The organism is Nitrospira sp., assembly GCA_029194675.1.
GTDB lineage: Bacteria > Nitrospirota > Nitrospiria > Nitrospirales > Nitrospiraceae > Nitrospira_D.
The window spans coordinates 152,670-170,348 of sequence record JARFXP010000004.1; the positions used below are offsets into that span (position 1 = coordinate 152,670).

General features: G+C 56.3%; 19 protein-coding genes. 7 read left to right on the forward strand and 12 right to left on the reverse strand.

Annotation, left to right across the window (positions count from 1 at the left end):
* Nucleotides 1–40 precede the first annotated feature (40 nt).
* From P0120_19235 to P0120_19255, 5 genes are all read right to left on the reverse strand, one after another.
* The gene (locus P0120_19235) at nucleotides 41–1,306 is read right to left on the reverse strand and encodes a DUF4382 domain-containing protein (protein MDF0676442.1); all 1,266 of its coding nucleotides are present in this window, start codon (nucleotides 1,304–1,306) and stop codon (nucleotides 41–43) included.
* 348 nt (nucleotides 1,307–1,654) lie between these two features.
* Nucleotides 1,655–2,779: a HupE/UreJ family protein gene (locus tag P0120_19240; protein ID MDF0676443.1), complete on the reverse strand. Its 1,125-nt coding sequence runs from the start codon at nucleotides 2,777–2,779 to the stop codon at nucleotides 1,655–1,657.
* Nucleotides 2,779–3,972, reverse strand: a complete 1,194-nt coding sequence (locus tag P0120_19245; protein ID MDF0676444.1) for a hypothetical protein — start codon at nucleotides 3,970–3,972, stop codon at nucleotides 2,779–2,781. Before P0120_19245 ends, P0120_19240 begins: the two co-directional genes overlap by 1 nt.
* A gap of 60 nt (nucleotides 3,973–4,032) precedes the next feature.
* Nucleotides 4,033–5,526 (reverse strand): DUF4331 domain-containing protein, encoded by a 1,494-nt coding sequence (locus P0120_19250; GenBank protein ID MDF0676445.1) that lies wholly within the window; start codon nucleotides 5,524–5,526, stop codon nucleotides 4,033–4,035.
* A gap of 48 nt (nucleotides 5,527–5,574) precedes the next feature.
* On the reverse strand, nucleotides 5,575–5,796 hold the full coding sequence (locus tag P0120_19255; protein ID MDF0676446.1) for a hypothetical protein: 222 nt from the start codon (nucleotides 5,794–5,796) through the stop codon (nucleotides 5,575–5,577).
* A gap of 247 nt (nucleotides 5,797–6,043) precedes the next feature.
* Here P0120_19255 and P0120_19260 point away from each other — a divergent pair, with 247 nt between their 5' ends.
* The 7 genes from P0120_19260 to P0120_19290 all read left to right on the forward strand — a co-directional run bounded on the left by P0120_19260 (nucleotide 6,044) and on the right by P0120_19290 (nucleotide 12,569).
* Nucleotides 6,044–6,646: a sigma-70 family RNA polymerase sigma factor gene (locus P0120_19260; protein ID MDF0676447.1), complete on the forward strand. Its 603-nt coding sequence runs from the start codon at nucleotides 6,044–6,046 to the stop codon at nucleotides 6,644–6,646.
* The gene (locus P0120_19265) at nucleotides 6,643–7,563 is read left to right on the forward strand and encodes a cupin domain-containing protein (protein MDF0676448.1); all 921 of its coding nucleotides are present in this window, start codon (nucleotides 6,643–6,645) and stop codon (nucleotides 7,561–7,563) included. The genes P0120_19260 and P0120_19265 overlap by 4 nt, the downstream gene beginning before the upstream one ends.
* Nucleotides 7,564–7,715: 152 nt before the next feature.
* Complete coding sequence (gene nikR, locus P0120_19270) at nucleotides 7,716–8,132, forward strand: nickel-responsive transcriptional regulator NikR (protein ID MDF0676449.1); 417 nt, start codon at nucleotides 7,716–7,718, stop codon at nucleotides 8,130–8,132.
* A 169-nt stretch (nucleotides 8,133–8,301) separates the two neighbouring features.
* On the forward strand, nucleotides 8,302–9,270 hold the full coding sequence (locus P0120_19275) for an energy transducer TonB (protein MDF0676450.1): 969 nt from the start codon (nucleotides 8,302–8,304) through the stop codon (nucleotides 9,268–9,270).
* Between the two features lie 17 nt (nucleotides 9,271–9,287).
* Nucleotides 9,288–9,764 carry a DUF3842 family protein gene (locus P0120_19280; GenBank protein ID MDF0676451.1) on the forward strand — a complete coding sequence of 159 codons (477 nt, stop codon included), beginning with the start codon at nucleotides 9,288–9,290 and terminating at the stop codon, nucleotides 9,762–9,764.
* A gap of 126 nt (nucleotides 9,765–9,890) precedes the next feature.
* Entirely contained in the window at nucleotides 9,891–11,942 is a 2,052-nt protein-coding gene (locus P0120_19285) for a TonB-dependent receptor plug domain-containing protein (protein MDF0676452.1), read from the forward strand.
* Nucleotides 11,943–12,032: 90 nt separating this feature from the next.
* Nucleotides 12,033–12,569: a DNA-3-methyladenine glycosylase gene (locus tag P0120_19290; protein ID MDF0676453.1), complete on the forward strand. Its 537-nt coding sequence runs from the start codon at nucleotides 12,033–12,035 to the stop codon at nucleotides 12,567–12,569.
* 96 nt (nucleotides 12,570–12,665) lie between these two features.
* On the opposite strand, the gene P0120_19295 is transcribed toward P0120_19290, so the two are convergent.
* The 7 genes from P0120_19295 to P0120_19325 all read right to left on the reverse strand — a co-directional run bounded on the left by P0120_19295 (nucleotide 12,666) and on the right by P0120_19325 (nucleotide 17,611).
* Entirely contained in the window at nucleotides 12,666–13,031 is a 366-nt protein-coding gene (locus tag P0120_19295) for a hypothetical protein (GenBank protein MDF0676454.1), read from the reverse strand.
* A gap of 55 nt (nucleotides 13,032–13,086) precedes the next feature.
* The gene (locus tag P0120_19300; protein MDF0676455.1) at nucleotides 13,087–13,305 is read right to left on the reverse strand and encodes a hypothetical protein; all 219 of its coding nucleotides are present in this window, start codon (nucleotides 13,303–13,305) and stop codon (nucleotides 13,087–13,089) included.
* A gap of 147 nt (nucleotides 13,306–13,452) precedes the next feature.
* Complete coding sequence (locus P0120_19305; GenBank protein ID MDF0676456.1) at nucleotides 13,453–15,276, reverse strand: ATP-binding protein; 1,824 nt, start codon at nucleotides 15,274–15,276, stop codon at nucleotides 13,453–13,455.
* A 99-nt stretch (nucleotides 15,277–15,375) separates the two neighbouring features.
* A complete protein-coding gene (locus tag P0120_19310) occupies nucleotides 15,376–15,765 on the reverse strand; it encodes a phage holin family protein (protein ID MDF0676457.1) in 390 nt (129 codons plus the stop codon).
* Nucleotides 15,766–15,837: 72 nt separating this feature from the next.
* The gene (locus tag P0120_19315) at nucleotides 15,838–16,182 is read right to left on the reverse strand and encodes a hypothetical protein (GenBank protein MDF0676458.1); all 345 of its coding nucleotides are present in this window, start codon (nucleotides 16,180–16,182) and stop codon (nucleotides 15,838–15,840) included.
* Between the two features lie 8 nt (nucleotides 16,183–16,190).
* Nucleotides 16,191–16,748: a c-type cytochrome gene (locus tag P0120_19320; GenBank protein MDF0676459.1), complete on the reverse strand. Its 558-nt coding sequence runs from the start codon at nucleotides 16,746–16,748 to the stop codon at nucleotides 16,191–16,193.
* A 71-nt stretch (nucleotides 16,749–16,819) separates the two neighbouring features.
* Nucleotides 16,820–17,611, reverse strand: a complete 792-nt coding sequence (locus P0120_19325; protein ID MDF0676460.1) for a carotenoid biosynthesis protein — start codon at nucleotides 17,609–17,611, stop codon at nucleotides 16,820–16,822.
* Between the last annotated feature and the right edge of the window lie 68 nt (nucleotides 17,612–17,679).

Below are 17,679 nucleotides of genomic sequence, written 5' to 3' on the forward strand. Positions count from 1 at the left end.
CTCAGATCCGCGTGGTGCGTTCCCCGCATTACGGGTGGGTTTATGGTGTCAAGGTAAAGTTCTGTGTGGCGGGAATACTCACGGTTGAAGGCGATGGGGTCTGGATTGTGTAAGGCGTTGTATCGGTCTGCGCGGAGCCCTCGGCAGTATAAACACCTGCAACCGCGGATTGCGCAGCGGCGGTAAGGGTAATGGGGAGAGTGGTGCTGTATTGGCCGAGTGATGGTGCGACAACGGGCAGGGTCAGAGCATACGAGTAGTTGCCGATTGGGTTGCCGGTTATAAGAGTGGCGACCAGCGATTTCACCGTCACGGCTGGACCGGGATTCAACGTTTGCTTCGCTGCCACAAGGACGGTCCCGCCATCGTCCACTGGGTTCAATGTCACCGTGCCGTTAAGGCTCTGCGATGTGGAGGTTTGCAACGTAAAGGGCACAACACTGGTGCTGATTGTTGTGATACTAGTACTGCTCGCAACCGGTATTGCAGCTATGACCGCTATCGCATGACCGTCTGCGGTGATCACAACGTCGTATTTTGCCGGGTATGCCGACGCACCAAGACGGGCGAGAAAGAATTCGCCGGTCGCCGTGTTCGGCATCGTCGCACGAACGATTTCAGCATTCGCCTGGGCTGACACGACGACATTGCTGGCAAGCAGCGATGTATCGACAAAACCTTGGATGCCATTCAGCACAATGGGAATGACCTTGATAACCGGCTTGAGTGCGTACGTGCCATTGCTGCGCGTCACAACGGATTTGCAGGCATCAAAGTCCAGTACTAGATCAACACGTTGCCCGGAACCCACGTCGAACTGGTGGTTTAACTTAATTCCCGTTTGTATTCCGCTGGGCGTATCAAGTGCGATCTCAGTGGTTGTGCCTGAAAGGACAACAGAATTGGAGAGGGGCGAATGGGGATTATTACTGTTCGGTACCAACACCAGGCGCAGTTGCGTGTAATGGCCTGCCTCCAGCGGCGTGTCGCCAAGGCTGTCGAGCGCGAGATTAGGCTGCGTCGGGTCGTTGAGGTCGAGCAGATTGATCTTCCGAGGAGAGTTAAGCGTGATGTCAGTCCACCCTGGAGTATGGTCGGTTGCAGAGCCGCTTTGGTGCACCCGGACCTTGCTTACGGTAACATTCACCGCATCAAACCCGCAGGCCGGTGCGTCGGTTAGTGAAACACCCAAGGTACCAGTACCGGTACCGCTACCACCGCTGTTATCGCATCCGACAATAAGAAGAGCGAGCAGTAGTGTCATCACTGCTCTAAATGAATTGAAGCAGTTCTGTAATGTGTTCATGTTTGTAAATCTTCCCTTCTAGGTCGCATCAGGAGCTTGCAGAATCGACCACGACTCTTGGGGAAGCAAATTTCATGCAATGTAACTAATCAGATTATAATGTCTCGGCAATTCTACAAAAGTCGGTCAATTGGAAAGGAAGCTGGAAGTTTTTGCACACTCTCTGCCGAAAATTTGTCTTGGTTGCCAAACGTCTTCGACCTCAGATGGCTTCACATCACATGGCTACTGCGGTTGGGGAGGACGGCATTAGGGAGACTGCGGATTGCAGAGTCGCAGCCGCTGCCATTCATATGATGGCAGCCCTCGCTCAGTCATATACACTGAGCCTCTAGCATGAGCATTCGGTTATAGAGGAAACAACTGAAGATCGAAGGCCCGTTCGGTGAACCAGATGAGTGCGATGGCGATCACCGCCAGAGACCCGCCGGTGAGCACCAATCTGGGGTAAGACCAGGTTCGGCGGATCAGATAGGCCAGTGGTAGGAATGTGGCGACGATGACGAGTTGGCCGATTTCCACTCCGACGTTGAAGCTGACCAAGCTCAGCAACAATGAGTCATGAGGCAGGCCGAGGTCCGTTAGGACCGCGGCAAATCCAAATCCATGAATCAGGCCGAAGCCAAAAGCCACCAGCCAACGCCGACTTATCATCATTGGATACAAATTGCCGAGTCCTGCAAGCACAACTGAAGCGGCGATGGTCGATTCCACCAATCGAGACGGTAGCCTGACGATATCCAGGGCGGCTAAACTCAGCGTCAGAGAATGGGCCGCAGTAAAGGCCGTGACGATGCTGACGACGTTCCAGCACACCGATGAAAATTCCCCCGCCGCTTGCCAACGACCTTCCGCCCGGATCAAGACAGCAGGAAGCAAGAGAGCAAGTAGGAACAGGACATGGTCAAACCCCAGCCAGATGTGCCAGGTGCCCTCGCGAATGAATTGGATGTTTTCGTTCCAGTGTGACCGTTCGGCGATCGAGAATTCCTGGGTCGGGGATTCCCGGCTGAAAATGGCGGCGCTGGTTTGTCCTCCTTGGGTTAGACGCAAGAGCCCCTTATGTTGTGCGTCGATATCGAACAAGAGTCGGTAGTCCACGCGGAGTCGTTCAATATGCCCGCCACAATCGGAACGGAAACGCAGGACTGAGTAAGCTCCGTCTGTGTGGTGATCGATGAGTTGCTCCAGCACCTGAGTCTTACACGTTTGCTTATCAGCCGATAAGACGAGACGAGAAAGCGCGTAGGAAACGATCTCGTCATGCCTGCTCCGGACTTCTCCCCAGGTGATTTCGCCGTTTCCATCGCTATCCAATCCGATCGCGTTGTCGAGATCACGCAAGGCGATGTCCCATTGCCCCTCAACGTGATCGTTCTGAACAGCCAGGGAAAGATAGCTGTCGCTGGGCTTATGGGCCCAAGCGGGAGGACTGAGTAGAAGCCAGGCAATGACGACGAACAAGGTATGCATTAGAATGTGGTCTCCTGAATCTGTGTCGCGAGTTGTCGCAGCCGAAAGTCTTCCACGTGGTTGGCGTTTAGCCAATCAAGCACCGGCTGTGCCGCCGATCGGTTCTTGTGGGCGAGCGCACATTCTAGGAGAATCCTGGCGTCCGCCGGTTCCCGCTGGACGTTCCAATTGGCCTGGGCTAACGGCAGCGCCCGTCCGGCATCGTGCAACAAGGCCAACGTGAACCGTGCTTCTTCTCTCACATGGACAGTCGTTCCTCGCTCCCGAGCTGCGGCAAAGCGGGCCGCCAGTTCGGCTGTATACTTCTGGAATGTGGGCAGCTTCAACGCTTGTTCCGCAAGCGCCAAACGTAGGAGCAATCCATCGGCTCTCGTCTCAGATTGGAGGAGGGAGACGACGTCTCGATGGCGGCCTTGATCCAGCAGAAAATCTGCGTAGGCGCTCAACAAGTACTGATCTTTCAAGCCGACCTTGACGGCTTCAGAGAAAGACTGCTCAGCCTCTCGAATGGCCCCGGTGCGGGTCGCTATTTCAGCCAGGATGGTCGCAATCCAGATTCGCTCGCGACCGGAGAGGGCAGAATCCGCAAGCACCTGCCGGAGTAGCTCCAGACTTTTCGCCGATTGACCAGTCACGCCGGCGAGATCGCTCAAGCAGCCCAGCAGCACATGGGATGCCGCCAACCGTGCAAGTCGCTGGCAGGCTCGTCGCGCCTCCTCGTAGCGGGCTTGTACCTGGAGAATGGATGCTTTGGTGAGCCAAGCTTGGGCATTGGTCGGTTGGGTGTCCAATACCCGGTCAAGATCGGCTAAGGCCTCATTGAACTCGTGTGCGTTCTGCCTGATTGTTGCACGAAGTAGGAGTGCGGCCGGTGGAGGCGTCGGCTCGTTCAACCAAGGGGTAAGGACCGCCTGTGCTTGCCCAAGAAAACGAGAGTCGCCTTCCGATCGACCTTGGTCGATGTAGCGAGTGGCGAGTTTTACAGCGGATTCAAGATGGCGAGGATTTCGTCGCAAGTCGATGCGCAAGGCTTCGAGTTCGCGCACGACGGGATCGGACGCTTTGAAGGTAAGTCGTTCCAGGACCTGTGCATCATCCGTTGGTTGATAGGGCTCGGGGGAAGCAATGCCGATTTGGCTCAGCGTGAACCATCCGAGCACGGTGATCACGGTGAGAGATTGAGCTCGAATCATAGGGCTACTCTCGTGATGGCGCGGGTGCCGCATTTCTGTGCGGCACCCGCTTGGCGATCGCTATGGAAGTGGCTCTCTTGGATCGATATGCCGACGGTCCCGTCCGTCGAACGGCGTCGGAAGGAACGGAAACACCGTGGCAATCCCGTTGACTGTCTTGTTGCTGCCGACTGCACCGATGTTGAAGTTCACGCCGTCCCCAAGGTTCGGCACGGCGGGGTTCGTCAGGATTCCTGCCACGACGCGCAACGCCACATCTGTGACATCGTCGTTCGGCCTCCGACCATTCGGCCAGCCTGCTCGATCCGGTGTGGCGTTGCCGCTCGCGTTATGGGCGAGCGGACCCAGTCGCTTCTGACCGGCAGCCTGGGTCGGTGGGACGTCCAAGTCGACTCGCAGGAGCTCGGCCAGCGTTTCGTTGGTTTTACCGGAGCCGCAGGCCGGTGGTCCCGGAGCGTACCGAAGCAAGGCATTCACGAGATCCTCACGATTGGTCGTCGGGAATCCGGTGCCGAACACCGTATTGAGCGCTGTTGCAAGCGCGGAGTTACAGTAGAACGAGACAAAATCGTTCTCGTCTTCCGCATCGGTGGCGTTCCACCTGTCCTTCATATTCGTCGCGATGATTAACTCATTCACGAGCGGGTTCCCCATACGCGCCACCTGTACGAAGCGAGTGCTGTTGTCACGGTCGCCGTTTTTCTTAATGACGCTGACTTTCGGTCGGCTCGTGGTGGCATAGGCGCCGAGCACCTTATTGCCGTTCGGGCCGATGAGCTCGCTGATGGGAATTTCCAACGCAATGGTGTTGACGTTGAAACCGCTGAACGTATCGGCGTTCCCGGAGCCCGGCGCTCCGACGATGACGGCATCGTTGGCATCGTCTGCATCCGAAAGGATCGGGGAGATATGTAGATTCAACGTGTCGAACGTTCCCCCCAAGTCGATGTAGAAGGTCTCATCCCGCTGACCCGCGAGGACTCTCCCTCCGTTCTTCAATGGGTAGATCCCCTTGGCTGCCAGATCTTCGTACTTTGGTATCGTACGTGGGCCGACATTCGACGGTACGGCGAACATGGGACCGGTGCCGAGATCACGCGGTGATTGACCGTAGCGCCGTTCCGTGACGGTATAGCTTTGCCGCACAAGCAGGCCTTCCGATCCGCCACCAGTCAGGGCCGTGATCGGGGGCAATGCGACATAGGCTAATGGGAACACGTTCCCTGGAGGTCTGATCTCAGTCTTGAACCGGATTTGATAAACAATGTCTCCTGCGATGTTATTTCTATTGTTGTCGATATGAATTTCGTACAGCACGTCGTCCGCGAAGTTGAAATAGTTGGGGCCTGACCCTGGCTCCTGACTCGGAATCACATTCATGATCAGGATCGCTTTATCGGAATCTTCCCAGCTGCGGAAGAAATAAAAGTCGGTAATATCGGCTGTCGGATCATTCGCGATCATCGGGGCTTCGCGATGGCTGGCTGCAAAGACCGGCGCCGCCATACCCAGTGTCAGCACGGTCAGGATAAGTGATCGAATTCGAGCAAACATGGTGTCCTCCCTATGAACTGAACAGTTCCGCCCGATGAGCGGGTTGGATTACAGGTCCGGCAGTGGAGCCGGAATGGGTTCCGAGTTAGCTAGGCTTACCAACACTGCCTCATCCGATGTGAGCGCATCCGATTGCGGACTGCGCTGATCGTCCACGGCGGCAGTCGGTCCGCTTGGCGTGATGATCGGCACGTTGTCGTTCCCACTGCAGCCGGACAAGAGTCCGACGGCGCAGAGGACGCCGAGAAGCCAAAACATGGGTGGTTTCATGACTCTGCTCTCCTCTCACGGTTACTGATGGTGGTAGAAAGTCATCTCTTGAATCAGGACCTGCCGGCGGTCTGTTCTTCACTACGAGACACGATGTCGTTTGGATTTCTTCGCGAGGAAGGTCTGCTTGCGGGGTCTATCGGCTGCTGTTATAGTCGAGTCCCTTCGAGAGACAGGGCACAAAACGGCTCAATTCAGCAAATCCAATCCCCCCATGTTCTCGTATCATCTAATGGGGGGGATTGGTATGTTGGTCATGTCAGGGGAAGCCACCAAACCGGCCCAAGACCAAGAATGGGCGCAACTGATTGCATTGATCGCGCAGGGCGATCAGGCCGCGCTCGCCTCATTCTACGATCGGACCAGTCCCCAGGTATTCGGCTTTATCTACAAGATTCTCAACAATCGTGAAGCAGCCGAAGAAGTTACATTAGACGTCTACACCCAAGTGTGGCGCCAGGCCCATACCTATGACCAGACAAGAGGGGCGCCGGGGGCTTGGCTGATGACCTTGGCACGTACAAGGGCGATCGACCGGTTTCGCGCCGGGGCGGCCGAACATGGACGTATCGAATCGTTGGAAACCGTCGAACTATTTGCCAGCGACGACGACACGCCGGAACAGGATGTCGAAGGCCAAGAGCGTCGACGGTATGTACAAGAGGCATTGGCGGCACTGACGGCAGAGCAGCGGCAAGCGATCGCACTGGCCTATTTCTATGGCTTAAGTCAAAGTGAAATCGCGGAAAAGCTGCAGCTGCCTCTCGGTACGGTGAAGACGAGAATCAGATTGGGTATGATTAAATTGCGCGAAGCGCTCGCGCCCTATGAGGATGGTTTGGCGTTGTGACTGAAAAGTTGCCGGAAGAATTGGAAGAGCAGGCGATGCTCCATGCCCTCGGGGTTTTGGATCCTGAGGATCGTCAGGCCTTTATGGTCAGACTCCAGGGAGAGTCGGATCTCTTGAGACAAGCGGTGAAGGCCTATCACGCGACCACTGGCGCTTTGGCCGATGCTGTGGCTCCGGTTTCGCCTTCCGCGACCCTTCGCGAACGGCTTGTCGTCCGGATTGCGATGGAAGCTGCTCAGGAACTCGAACAGTTTGAGCGAACCGCCAATACACTGGCCCTCGGTTCCGCTCCTGTAAGGCCGTCGGATTCCCTACGCGACCGGCTCATGTCCCGCATCGAAAGACATTCGGATGTCCGGCTTGTACTCGAAGAGTCGATGCATGTCCAGAAGGAAACATCTGTTTCAACAGGCGATGGGAGATTGGATGAGAGTAGGATGCGTCCTCCTCAAGACTCCGGTCTCCTGTTCTCTTGGCTACGATCTTGTTGGACAGCCGGTTCAAACTTCATGCGGACTCTTGTCATTCGCCTCGTGACCTCTGAGCGGGTTAGGTATTGGAAAGCCAAGATCGCGTTTCAACAGCCGACGAAGGGGCTCACCTTCATCAGGGCGTCGGAGGGAGCCTGGCGGGGAATCGCTCCGGGAGTGATGGCCAAGTTGCTCTCCTTCGATCCGACTTCCCGAAGGGCCACCACCCTCCTCCGTTTTGCACCCGGCACCAGCTATGCCCCGCATCGTCACACCGCAGTGGAAGAGCTCTATGTCCTCGACGGCGGATGCAGGATCGCCGGTCGTGAGATGACGGTAGGGGACTATCATCGCGCCGAAGCCGGCACGGTACACTATGACACCTCGACCGATGACGGATGTCTGCTGCTCGTGATTTCCTCTCCCCAGAACGAGCTGTTGCAATAGTAGCCATCGGGTACAGGTTTTTCACCCGCTCGTGAATCCAACCGCAGCCGAACTTCCGTAAGACGTTCAGAATCGAGAATCGCCGGTTGATTTCCATGGCACTATGGTGTTACTAAAGTAAAACTCGTGCCACCATAGAGAGGAAGCAAACCATGAAAAAATTGGTGCGTTTCGGCGTTTCGCTCGATCATCATTTGCTGGACGCCTTCGATCGCCATATCGAACGGCGGAAATACACCAACCGATCGGAAGCCTTACGCGATCTGATCCGCAACAATTTAGTCGGTCAAGAATGGGATGAGAATAAGGAAACGGTCGGCACCATCACGTTCGTGTATGACCATCACGTGCGGGACCTGACAAGCAAGTTGACGGACATTCAGCATGACTACCATGCACAAATATTGTCCGGTATGCATGTGCATCTCGATCATGACCATTGTCTTGAAGTGTTGGTGGTAAAGGGTAAGGGTTCTGAAATTCGCAAGGTGGCCGACGCGTTGGTCAGTGTGAAGGGCGTCAAGCACGGCAAGCTCACGACGACGACGACGGGCAAAGGGCTCAGCTGATGACCCCTGCTTGTGGAAAACCATTCGGGTTTAGTGGTCGTTACGGACAGCAGCTTTCCATGTGGAGATCAAAAACATCTTCTACCGGAAAGAAAGGATGGTTGGACCATCGGTCGTTGTTCCTCTCGAAAGGACTTGTCGCCGACACTGCGGCTAAGGCGGTGATGAGGTGATTGGGACGCTCGAACATCGGCTGTTCGCTCAGGCTTGGGCGATATCGGTCACTCTGCACGGAATTGTGGTGATCCTCGCGATGCTGTTGGTATTCCAGATGAAATCGCTGCCGGTGCAGGACATCTTTCAATGGAACGTATCGTTAGTTGAGATGGTCCAAGTGCAGTCAGTCGAACCGGGAGCTCAGGCTGCAGGGCTGCCTGAACCAGCGCCGCAAGCCGTGGTCCGGCCAAAGCAGCCCGTGACCACGACTTCTCAGGTCGTGCCGACCAGGAAACCGAATCCTGGTCTCACCGAAAGACAGCAGCGACTCGTTGAAACGACGTCAATAATGGAGCGGTCGCCGGCTCAGACGCCGCCTGCTGCGGTCCAGCAGCATCAAGAAGCTGTCGCCCAGATGGATGCGACCCCGGTCAAGGAGGTCACCAAGTTTGAGGAGGCGCAGCACGTCGAGCCGGTGTCCAATCCTATAGCTCATGACGAGCCACCCAGCCGCGTCGATACCAGCACACCGGTTCGGCATGTATCCCCGGACGGCGACAAGCCGCCGATGGTTGAGCGGACAGAATCGGTACAAATGGCTGCTGTCCCCAAAGAATCAGCGATGTCTCAAGCTTCTCCTGAGCCGCCTCAGCCTGTGCCCGGAACGGTTCAACAAGCGCCTGCAGGCCGCGCCGACTATGGTTGGTTGATTGAATCGGTCAGCAAGCGGCTGGCGGAATTAAAACGCTATCCGACATCGGCCCGCAGTAACGGCCTGGAAGGCAAGGTGCTCCTGCGCGCGGTGATTCGCGCAGATGGGCAGTTGGCCGAAGTGACGGTACAGAAGAGCTCAGGTTATGAGGAATTGGATATGGCCGCCATGGAAACCATACGCGAAGCAAGTCCCCTGCATTTGCGGCATGAATTGGGGCGAGCTCAAATTGCCATCACGGTCCCGCTTGTCTACTCGCTCGCCCGGTGAAGGAAGGTATGGTTCGTATGAGTAGAACAGCATCCCAACAGTATGGCGATGAATGCGCCGGCATCCTCATGAAGCCGCAAATTTGCGTCATAGATGGTCGGGGTGGGGGATTGGGCGGTCGTCTCGTGACTGGACTCAATCTCCAACTAGGGAAGGTCTGCGACATCATCGGCTTAGGAACGAATACCGTCGCAGCCGAAGTCATGAAAGCAGCAGGAGCCACGAGGGTCGAAGTGGGCATCGAAGCGATCGTCGCAGTCGTTCCGTCGGCCGAGGTGATTCTCGGAACCCTCAACCTGGTTCTGCCGGGGGCGATGCTGGGAGAGATCACGCCGGAGCTCGTGGCTGCCGTGTTGTCGTCCAAGGCCAAGAAGGTCTTGCTGCCGGTAAATCGCGCCCACATGGAAATCGTGGGAACCGAGGATCATTCACTCGAGGTGCTGATCACACGGTCCCTCTCGCGGGTCCGTCGTTTCGTCAGCCTGTCTCGATAGTCCAGCCGAGACCTTTCTCCATCAGAGTCATTGCCGGACCACGAGGGTCTGCGCCGGTCGATGAGTCGGCTGTCGTAAGGCCATCGTGGACGTCTCATCCGTCCACAGAATCCGTGATGAGGAATTGTGGACCTGACACGCGCCATGACCTTCGTGCTTGCGTTTGCAGTGGTCCTGAGCGTTTGGGAAACGGCCCAAGCTCACGACCCTGAGGAGCCCGAATTGGAAGTGCCGGAAGTTGCGGTCATCGGTGAAAAACCGGTGGCGGCTTCCTCTCAACAGTTCATTCCCGACAAAGAGATCGTGCTGCAGCCTCAAGGGAGACCGGCCCAAATTCTTCGCTTGATCCCCGGTATGATCGCGGTTGAGCATTCCGGCGGGGCAGGAAAGGCGGACCAGTATTTTCTCCGCGGATTCGATGCCGACCATGGAACGGATGTCGCCTTCTTCACGGACGGCATGCCGATCAACCTCCGGACACACGCGCATGGGCAGGGGTATGCCGACCTGAATTTCATCATTCCTGAAACCATTGAAGGCGTCGATGTCTCCAAAGGCGCCTATCTCCCGGAGATCGGCGATTTTGATGTGGCAGGGGCGATCAATTTCAAGACCAGACAAGTCGTTCGAGAAGGCATCGCGCAAGCGATGGGCGGGGAGTTCGACACGCAGCGGTATCTGTTGATGTTCTCGCCGACGAAAGACAGAATCCGCACGTTGTTCGCCGGGGAAATCTACGACACGAACGGCCCGTTCATCAACGACAACAACTACTTTCGCACCAATGTGCTGGGGAAAATCACCACGAACTTCACCGGGCGCGACGAAATCAGCCTGACGGGGACGTTTCAGTATTCGAAGTGGAATGCCTCCGGGGAGATTCCTCAACGTGCAGTCTATGCAGGACTGATCGATCGGTTCGGCTCCATCGATCCTTCCGAGGGCGGCAACACGCTCCGGAGTACGGTCCGATTGAACTACCATTACGACACGACGACGGGAGGGCAATTCTTTGCCAATGCCTACGGACAGTATTACCGGCTGGATCTCTTTACGAATTTTACGTTCTTTCTCAACGATCCCGTTAACGGTGACGGTATTGCGCAATACGATCGCCGTGGCATCTATGGCGGCGACCTCGGCTACAAACAACGAGGAGAGATTCTAGGAATCCCGGTCATTGGGACGGTCGGATTTCAAACGAGAGTGGATGACATCCACACCAAGTTGGGCACGCAAACGAAGAGGACCCCGACCGGCACGACGGCAAACAGTGACGTCTTCGAGGTGTCCTATGAGCCGTTCGTCAAGGCCGAGGCCCAGCCGCTCTCCTGGATGCGGCTGGCGGGCGGATTGCGCTGGACAACATTTACCTTTGATGTGGAGAACCTCTGTGCCACTTGTGCGGAGCAGCCGGGCGGACACACAAGCTCGAGCATACTCCTTCCGAAAATGAACATGATTCTCGGGCCATGGGTGAAGACGGAATTCTTTGTCAACTATGGAGAAGGGTTTCACAGCAACGATGCGCGATCCGCCGTACAAGTGGGGAGTTCACCGCTTGCTCGTTCAGTGAACTATGAGGTTGGTGTCCGATCCAAGCCTTGGGGGCCAGAGGGACTCGAATTGACCGCCACGGCTTGGCGAATCGACCTCCAGTCCGAACTCGTGTTTGTCGGGGATGAGGGAACAACCGAAATTCGCGGGCCGAGTCGACGACAGGGCTTTGAAGTCGCCGCGCGTGGTCAAGTGTGGGGTCCGCTCTATGTCAACGGCAGCTTCACCTGGACAGACGCCAAGTTCCGCAACGGGGACGCGATTCCTCTGGCTCCGGAATACACCGCCTATGGGGCCGCAATCCTGACATGGCCGCCAGGGCTGACGTCACAGTTCCAGGCCACGTATCTCGGAGTCAGGCCGCTCATCGAAGATCAGAGCATCAAATCGCCCTCGTGGCTCGTCTTCGATTGGACACAACGCTATCGGTTGCCGATCCGGTTGCCTCATGGCCGCCTAGAAGCATTTTACTTTGTACAGAATCTGTTCGATACCCACTGGGAACAGGCGATCTTTGCGTTTGAATCAAGACTGAAGAACGAGCCGGCCGGGGTGATGGACATTCATTTCGTGCCGGGGAATCCGCGAACGGTGATGGGAGGGCTGGCATGGTACTTTTGACCTGCCGAATGGTTTATGCTCAATGGGCATTAGCTGAATTGTACGTTTGCAATCCCAGCATGTAACAGCCATCACTCACTGGGCATGGTGATGTCAAAGACTCTCACTCGTACCTTTTTCAATCGTCCCACCCTGACGGTGGCTCGGTCGCTGGTCGGCAAGTACCTGGTGCGTGAGAACGGGAAGGGGACGGTCGCAGGAAAAATCATCGAGGTGGAAGCCTATATCGGTCCCGAGGACAAAGCTTGCCACGCCTCGAAAGGTAGGACTGCAAGGACGGAGGCGCTGTTCGGTCCTCCGGGAATGTCATATGTCTACCTCATTTATGGGATGTACCACATGTTGAATGTGGTGACAGAGCGGGCCGAGTTTCCAGCAGCGGTACTCATTCGAGCGATTGAAGTCGAGGGAGAGTTGATTGATGGTCCGGGGAAGCTCTGCAGAGAGTTGGACATCGATCGGTCTTTGAATCGACTCGACATGACATATGGACGATCCCTTTGGTTCGAAGATCGAGGCGCACGGATTCCTCGTAAACGGGTCGGCACATTCCCGAGAATCGGGGTCAACTATGCGGGAACGTGGGCGAAAAAACCCTGGCGGTTTCGATTGTGTGGGGGTGGCTAAAAGATGCCCTTTGTTGGATAGGCAAAGGAACAGGCCGGCGGATCGGGGGAAACCCTGGAAAGATTTCCCCCGCTTCATTATGCATTATGGAAGAAGCTAGTCGATCTGGCGATCACCGGTAATCTTGGTCCCTGAGGTCACCGGCGGAGCAATTTGGATCTGAGGCCCGTCTACGTTTGGAAGGCTTCCGGCACCCTGCTCTTTCGTGATTCTCGCATTGTCGGTCTTTACCAGTTTCTGTTCGGCGTTCTGGACGGACTCCGCTGATTTCAACAGCGTGGATGCTCCGTGCGCGTCCTTTTGGCCGGGGTCGTTCGCCGTCGGCTGGCCGTTCACGGGACTGCCATCGTTCTTCATAGGGTAGCCGTCATGTTTGGGCAGCAGTGCCGGATTGGCCGACGCCACCGAGCATACAAGGAGGATCGAGGAGATTGTCGCGACTGCACCGGTAAGAGGTTTCATACCCATTCTCCCTTTTGAGCTATGGCGATGGATAAAAGTCGTACGTTCAGAAAATTCAATCCGGATAGCCAATCTGGAGCTGAATCATAGCGAGGGAGGACCCTTCTGTCAAACGGGCAAGATCGCCCACATTATTCATGAACGCTTCTACTGCAACCGCCGATACGCCGCTGCGACAAGCCTGGCCGCGAGCTTCGCGCGGTCGGCGGGCGGGCTCACCCCTCGCGACCTCGATGTACTGTTTCAAGTACGCCTTGGTCTCTCGGGGCTCCACGCGCCCGTCTCGCTTGGCGTCTTGGCGGTTTCGTCACGAACCGTCATGAATAATGTGGGCTAGGACAGACGTTGTCTCTTGATTCCCGTCTTGTCATGACGAGGCGCAGATCATTCGAGGGGCGAGGACGAGATAAAGCCGGACCTATCAATTCGGTCGCCGAGGATGACGCCGGCCACGGCCACGATGCCGAAACGTCGGACCGCGACTCACACCATGCAGACGAATGGTGACGGTCGTGCCTTCACCGGGGGCGCTGCCGATTGCAATGGCTCCCCCGTGTTCCTCGACGATTTTCTTGACGCTGGAGAGACCCAGTCCGGTTCCCGAGCGCTTGGTGGTGAAAAAGGGCTCGAAGACTTTGTCGACGATTTCAGCCGGGATGGGGACTCCGTCATTCTGGATGAGAATCTGAACCTCGAGCCCTCGTCCGGCTCGATGTTGGGTGACCTGAATATGGAGATGGCCGCCGGGAGACATGGCTTCGCAGGCGTTCCGGAAGATGCTCAAGAACGCCTGTTGGAGCTTGGCCTCATCGCCGCGCACGGGCGCGATGACATTGGCGTAGTCTTTGGTGACTTGGATACGGGTCGCTTCCAGATCGGTTCCGACCACCACGAGCGCGCTCTCGAGCACCTCCGGAATACGGCATAAATGACGACTGAGTTCCATCGGCTTCGCGTAGTCGAGGATCTCGTTCAGGATCGCTTCGATGCGGATCAAGTCCCGCATCGCATTTTCGACGCGTGTCTGAGGGTCGAAGTCGAGGATTCCTTCACCGGTTACTTCCTCGAGTTGCGATCGAATGGACGCGAGGGGCTCACGGATTTCAGTCGCCAAGAAGGCGCTGAACTCGCCGATCGCGGCCTGACGTTCTTGTTTTCGAATAATGGGTTCGGACGGGACGGCCACAGGCAGTTGGAGGCTCGGTGTTCCGACGTCGGTCGCCGGGGAAGGAGCGGCAGCCTGCGGCGCAGGTGACTGTAAGACCTCCGAGAGTTTGAGGATAATGGGCTCCAGCGTCCGGGCATCGGTGGTCTGATACCGTTGTGGGTCTTTCGACCCCAACGTAAGCGTCCCGCCGACCTGGCCTTTGACGAAGAAGGGAACGACGAGCGACGACTGAAACAGGTCCTTGAAGAGATGTTTATGATCGAGAAAACGTCCCTGGGTAGAAGCCAGATCGTGATCCACACGAGGCTTGCGATGGCGGACGGCCCATCCCGCCGCCGAACCGTCGAGCGTCAGGCGCTGCCCGGGTTTTAAATCTTTCTTGGCGTCCTTTGGGTCTGCTTTCACGTCGCCGGTGATTCCCAATACCTCGACATTTCCGGCCAGTGGATCATAGTAGCAAGCCCAGGCGCGGTCATATGTCACGTATTGGTCAGCCTCGCCCAAGACCGCCTCGATCCTTTCTTGAAGCTCAGGTGAAAAATGCTTGGTCATGGGAGGAAACAGGTCCGCTCCGGTTTGCTGCGGAGAAGCCGGTTCCTGAGTGATGTACGAACGACTCAACACCACGTTGCTATTGAAGAGTCCTTCGCGGTCCAGCGCCTTGGTCATGTCATCGCACATCTGCTCCAGGTGGAATTTGTCTTTCTTGGAGAATGCCGCAGCCTCTTTCCGTCCGATGACCAGGCAACCGTAGACGCTATTGAAGTGGCGAAGCGGGACGGCCAGCAGGGATTTTGCCCCGGGAGTAATCAACCGCAGGCGGATGGCACGCCCACCATCCTGATCTTGGACAGGCGGGGTCAAGGCCGCGGCGCGTTGCGTCGAGAGGGTACGGAGAATGGCTTGGACATCTCTCGGCGTGAACCCCCGCGACGCATGTTCAACGAGTGGCCCGTTCTCTTGATGAAAGACGGCCGCCAAGGCGGCATCCGTGCCGATGTCGTTCAACGCGGTATTCAACGTCCGTTGAAGGTGCGTTTCAGGGGACGACTTTGTTTGAGGAATCGAACTGGTCATACGGTCACGTGCGAGCGGGTGCATTGTAGCCGGAACATCGGCGAATAGCTACAGCCTCGCAGGACTGTCGCAACGGTTTGACGTGAATGGTCGGGCGGTTCAATCCGGGTTGATGATTCTTGGAGGACGACGCGGTTCGTCCGGAAGTTCCGTGAGAGTCCGCCGGTCGACGGTCCAGCTGTTGAGGACGGTCGTGACCAGGCTGATGATCAACGCGCCTCCGACGGCGGGCCAGAATCCTGAAACGGTGAACCCTTTCACCAGGAACGCCGTGAATTCCAACAGCAGCGCGTTCAAGACCACGAGGAAAAGTCCGAGCGTAAACACGATCAGCGGTAAGGTGAGCAGGAAAAGAATAGGCCGAAAGATGACGTTGAGGAAGGTAAGGACCAAGACCGCTGCGATGCCGGCCATCAGTCCGTCTGCATCCAAGCCGGGGACAATCGAAATCGCCAAGAATACCGCAATTCCCGTGATGAGGACGCGCATGAGAGCATGGCGCGCTCCTCCGTGGAACGGCGACTCGTGTACGGCTCTCTCAAAGCGAATCGTCGGCATCGCCTACCGAGGTGGTGAGGTAGTCTTTACGGGTGAATAATGAACCACTGTTGCGGACAACTTCTTGGTCTTGTCGTCTTTGGTGGCCTCAATGATGACACGGTCGTCCACGCCGGGCGGGTCGCTCGATTGAGGGTCGAGCTTGTTCCTGAACTTCACCTGCTTGCTGAGCAGGACTGAGACGATCGGTCCCTTGGCTGTTTTGACCTCGACGTGCGTCGCATCGATGGCCGTCACAATGCCTAACACATGAAGGTCTGTGTCGGCAGCCAGGACGGTGCTAGGCAATGCACAGGCCACCAACAGGATCACGCAGCTTCTGATCAGATCGTCAAAGTTCTTTAACATCTCAACGACTAGTGATGGTGCTCGGAGCCTTCGTGAAGAGCCTTGGGGTTCATCGACTGCATGCGCTCCAGTTCCTCGTGGGTCAGGTGCGGCAAATGCCGTATGAAATGCACCAACTTCCAGCTTCCTCTATCCTTATCCAAGTCGCCTTCCGCCCAGGCCGGCATCGCTGTGAAGCGGATGCCATTACGAATGATAAAGAACAGTTCACCGTCGGACATCGATTGTATCTCTTGGCGGCGCAGGTCCGGTACTCTTGGGTACACGTCTTTACCGATCTGTGTCTCACCGCTGCCGTCATTGGCATGGCAACCGGCGCAATGGTCGGCAAAATGATCAAGCCCTTCAATCAACACGGTTGGACTCATGGGAACAGGATTGGGCATGTTGCCGACCGCCTTTGGAATAGCAAAACGGCGAAATTGTCGTACCATGGTTACTTCAAGCGGAGGCGGTTCAACCCTGGCGCTGAAGCCGCTCGCATACAGTCCATATCCCAGCCAGAGCGTTCCGCTGAGCGACAAGAGTCCCGCTATAGCCAGTAGTGACAATAGAATCTTGAGCATATGAGAAAACCTGTCTTGTCACTCTACCAACTCCGCAAAGTGAATACCACCCATTCAGCAAGCGGCGGCCATTAATTGGCCCGAGTCAGCCGAACGATCAAGATGAGCAAGACAGGCAGATGCATCAGCACACCGCTCATTCCCATAAAGGATTCCCCGATCCAGAACGTCAGGCTGAGGTTAAAGGCCAAGACTCCATAATACAGACCGACACCCAGTAACAGCCGTTGTGTAATCGGAGAAGGCGATGAAATGGGAGGGAGTCGTCGGTCCAGTGGGAAATAGATCGCCAACGAAATCAGTCCGACCACAGCCCAGCCTATGTAGTTTGCGAACGGGACGCCGAAATGCCAACCCGGGTCAGGATAGTAGTAGATCTTGCCCAAGAACCAACGATCACCACGCAGGGCGACGGGGTCGATCACCATGTCGATAAAGGCGAACAAGAATGCGGTCAGCGCATAAACCGCCCAACTCGTGCGGGTCTCCACATCGAATTGCAATGGCTTGACGAGGGCACGTTCGATTCTCGGAGACGAATCAAACGGCAGCAGGAGTCCAATCGCCACGCAGTAGGACGCGAAGAGGAGAAAACTGAATGAGATGGAATCCATGAACGGAACGTTTGAGAAATAGAGCTCCTGGCCCACCGTCGAGCCGTTGTAGAAGTACCAGCCGAATGGGAGGCCGGTTCGGGTTGAAGAAAACTCACAGACAAATGCCGTCGCCCAGCTGATCAGCCAGAAGCACCAGGTGCGCGGCCAGCCGATCAATTGGATGGAGGAAAAGAGAAATGCGGCAAGGAAAATAAAGACATAGGGGCGGAGGATGATTGTCTTAATAAAGAGATCGAAGGCTTCCATCAAGCGTTGAGTTGTGAGCTTTCAGAAGAGCTGAGCGCTCATGGTTCACAACCGGATCCTGAATGGTC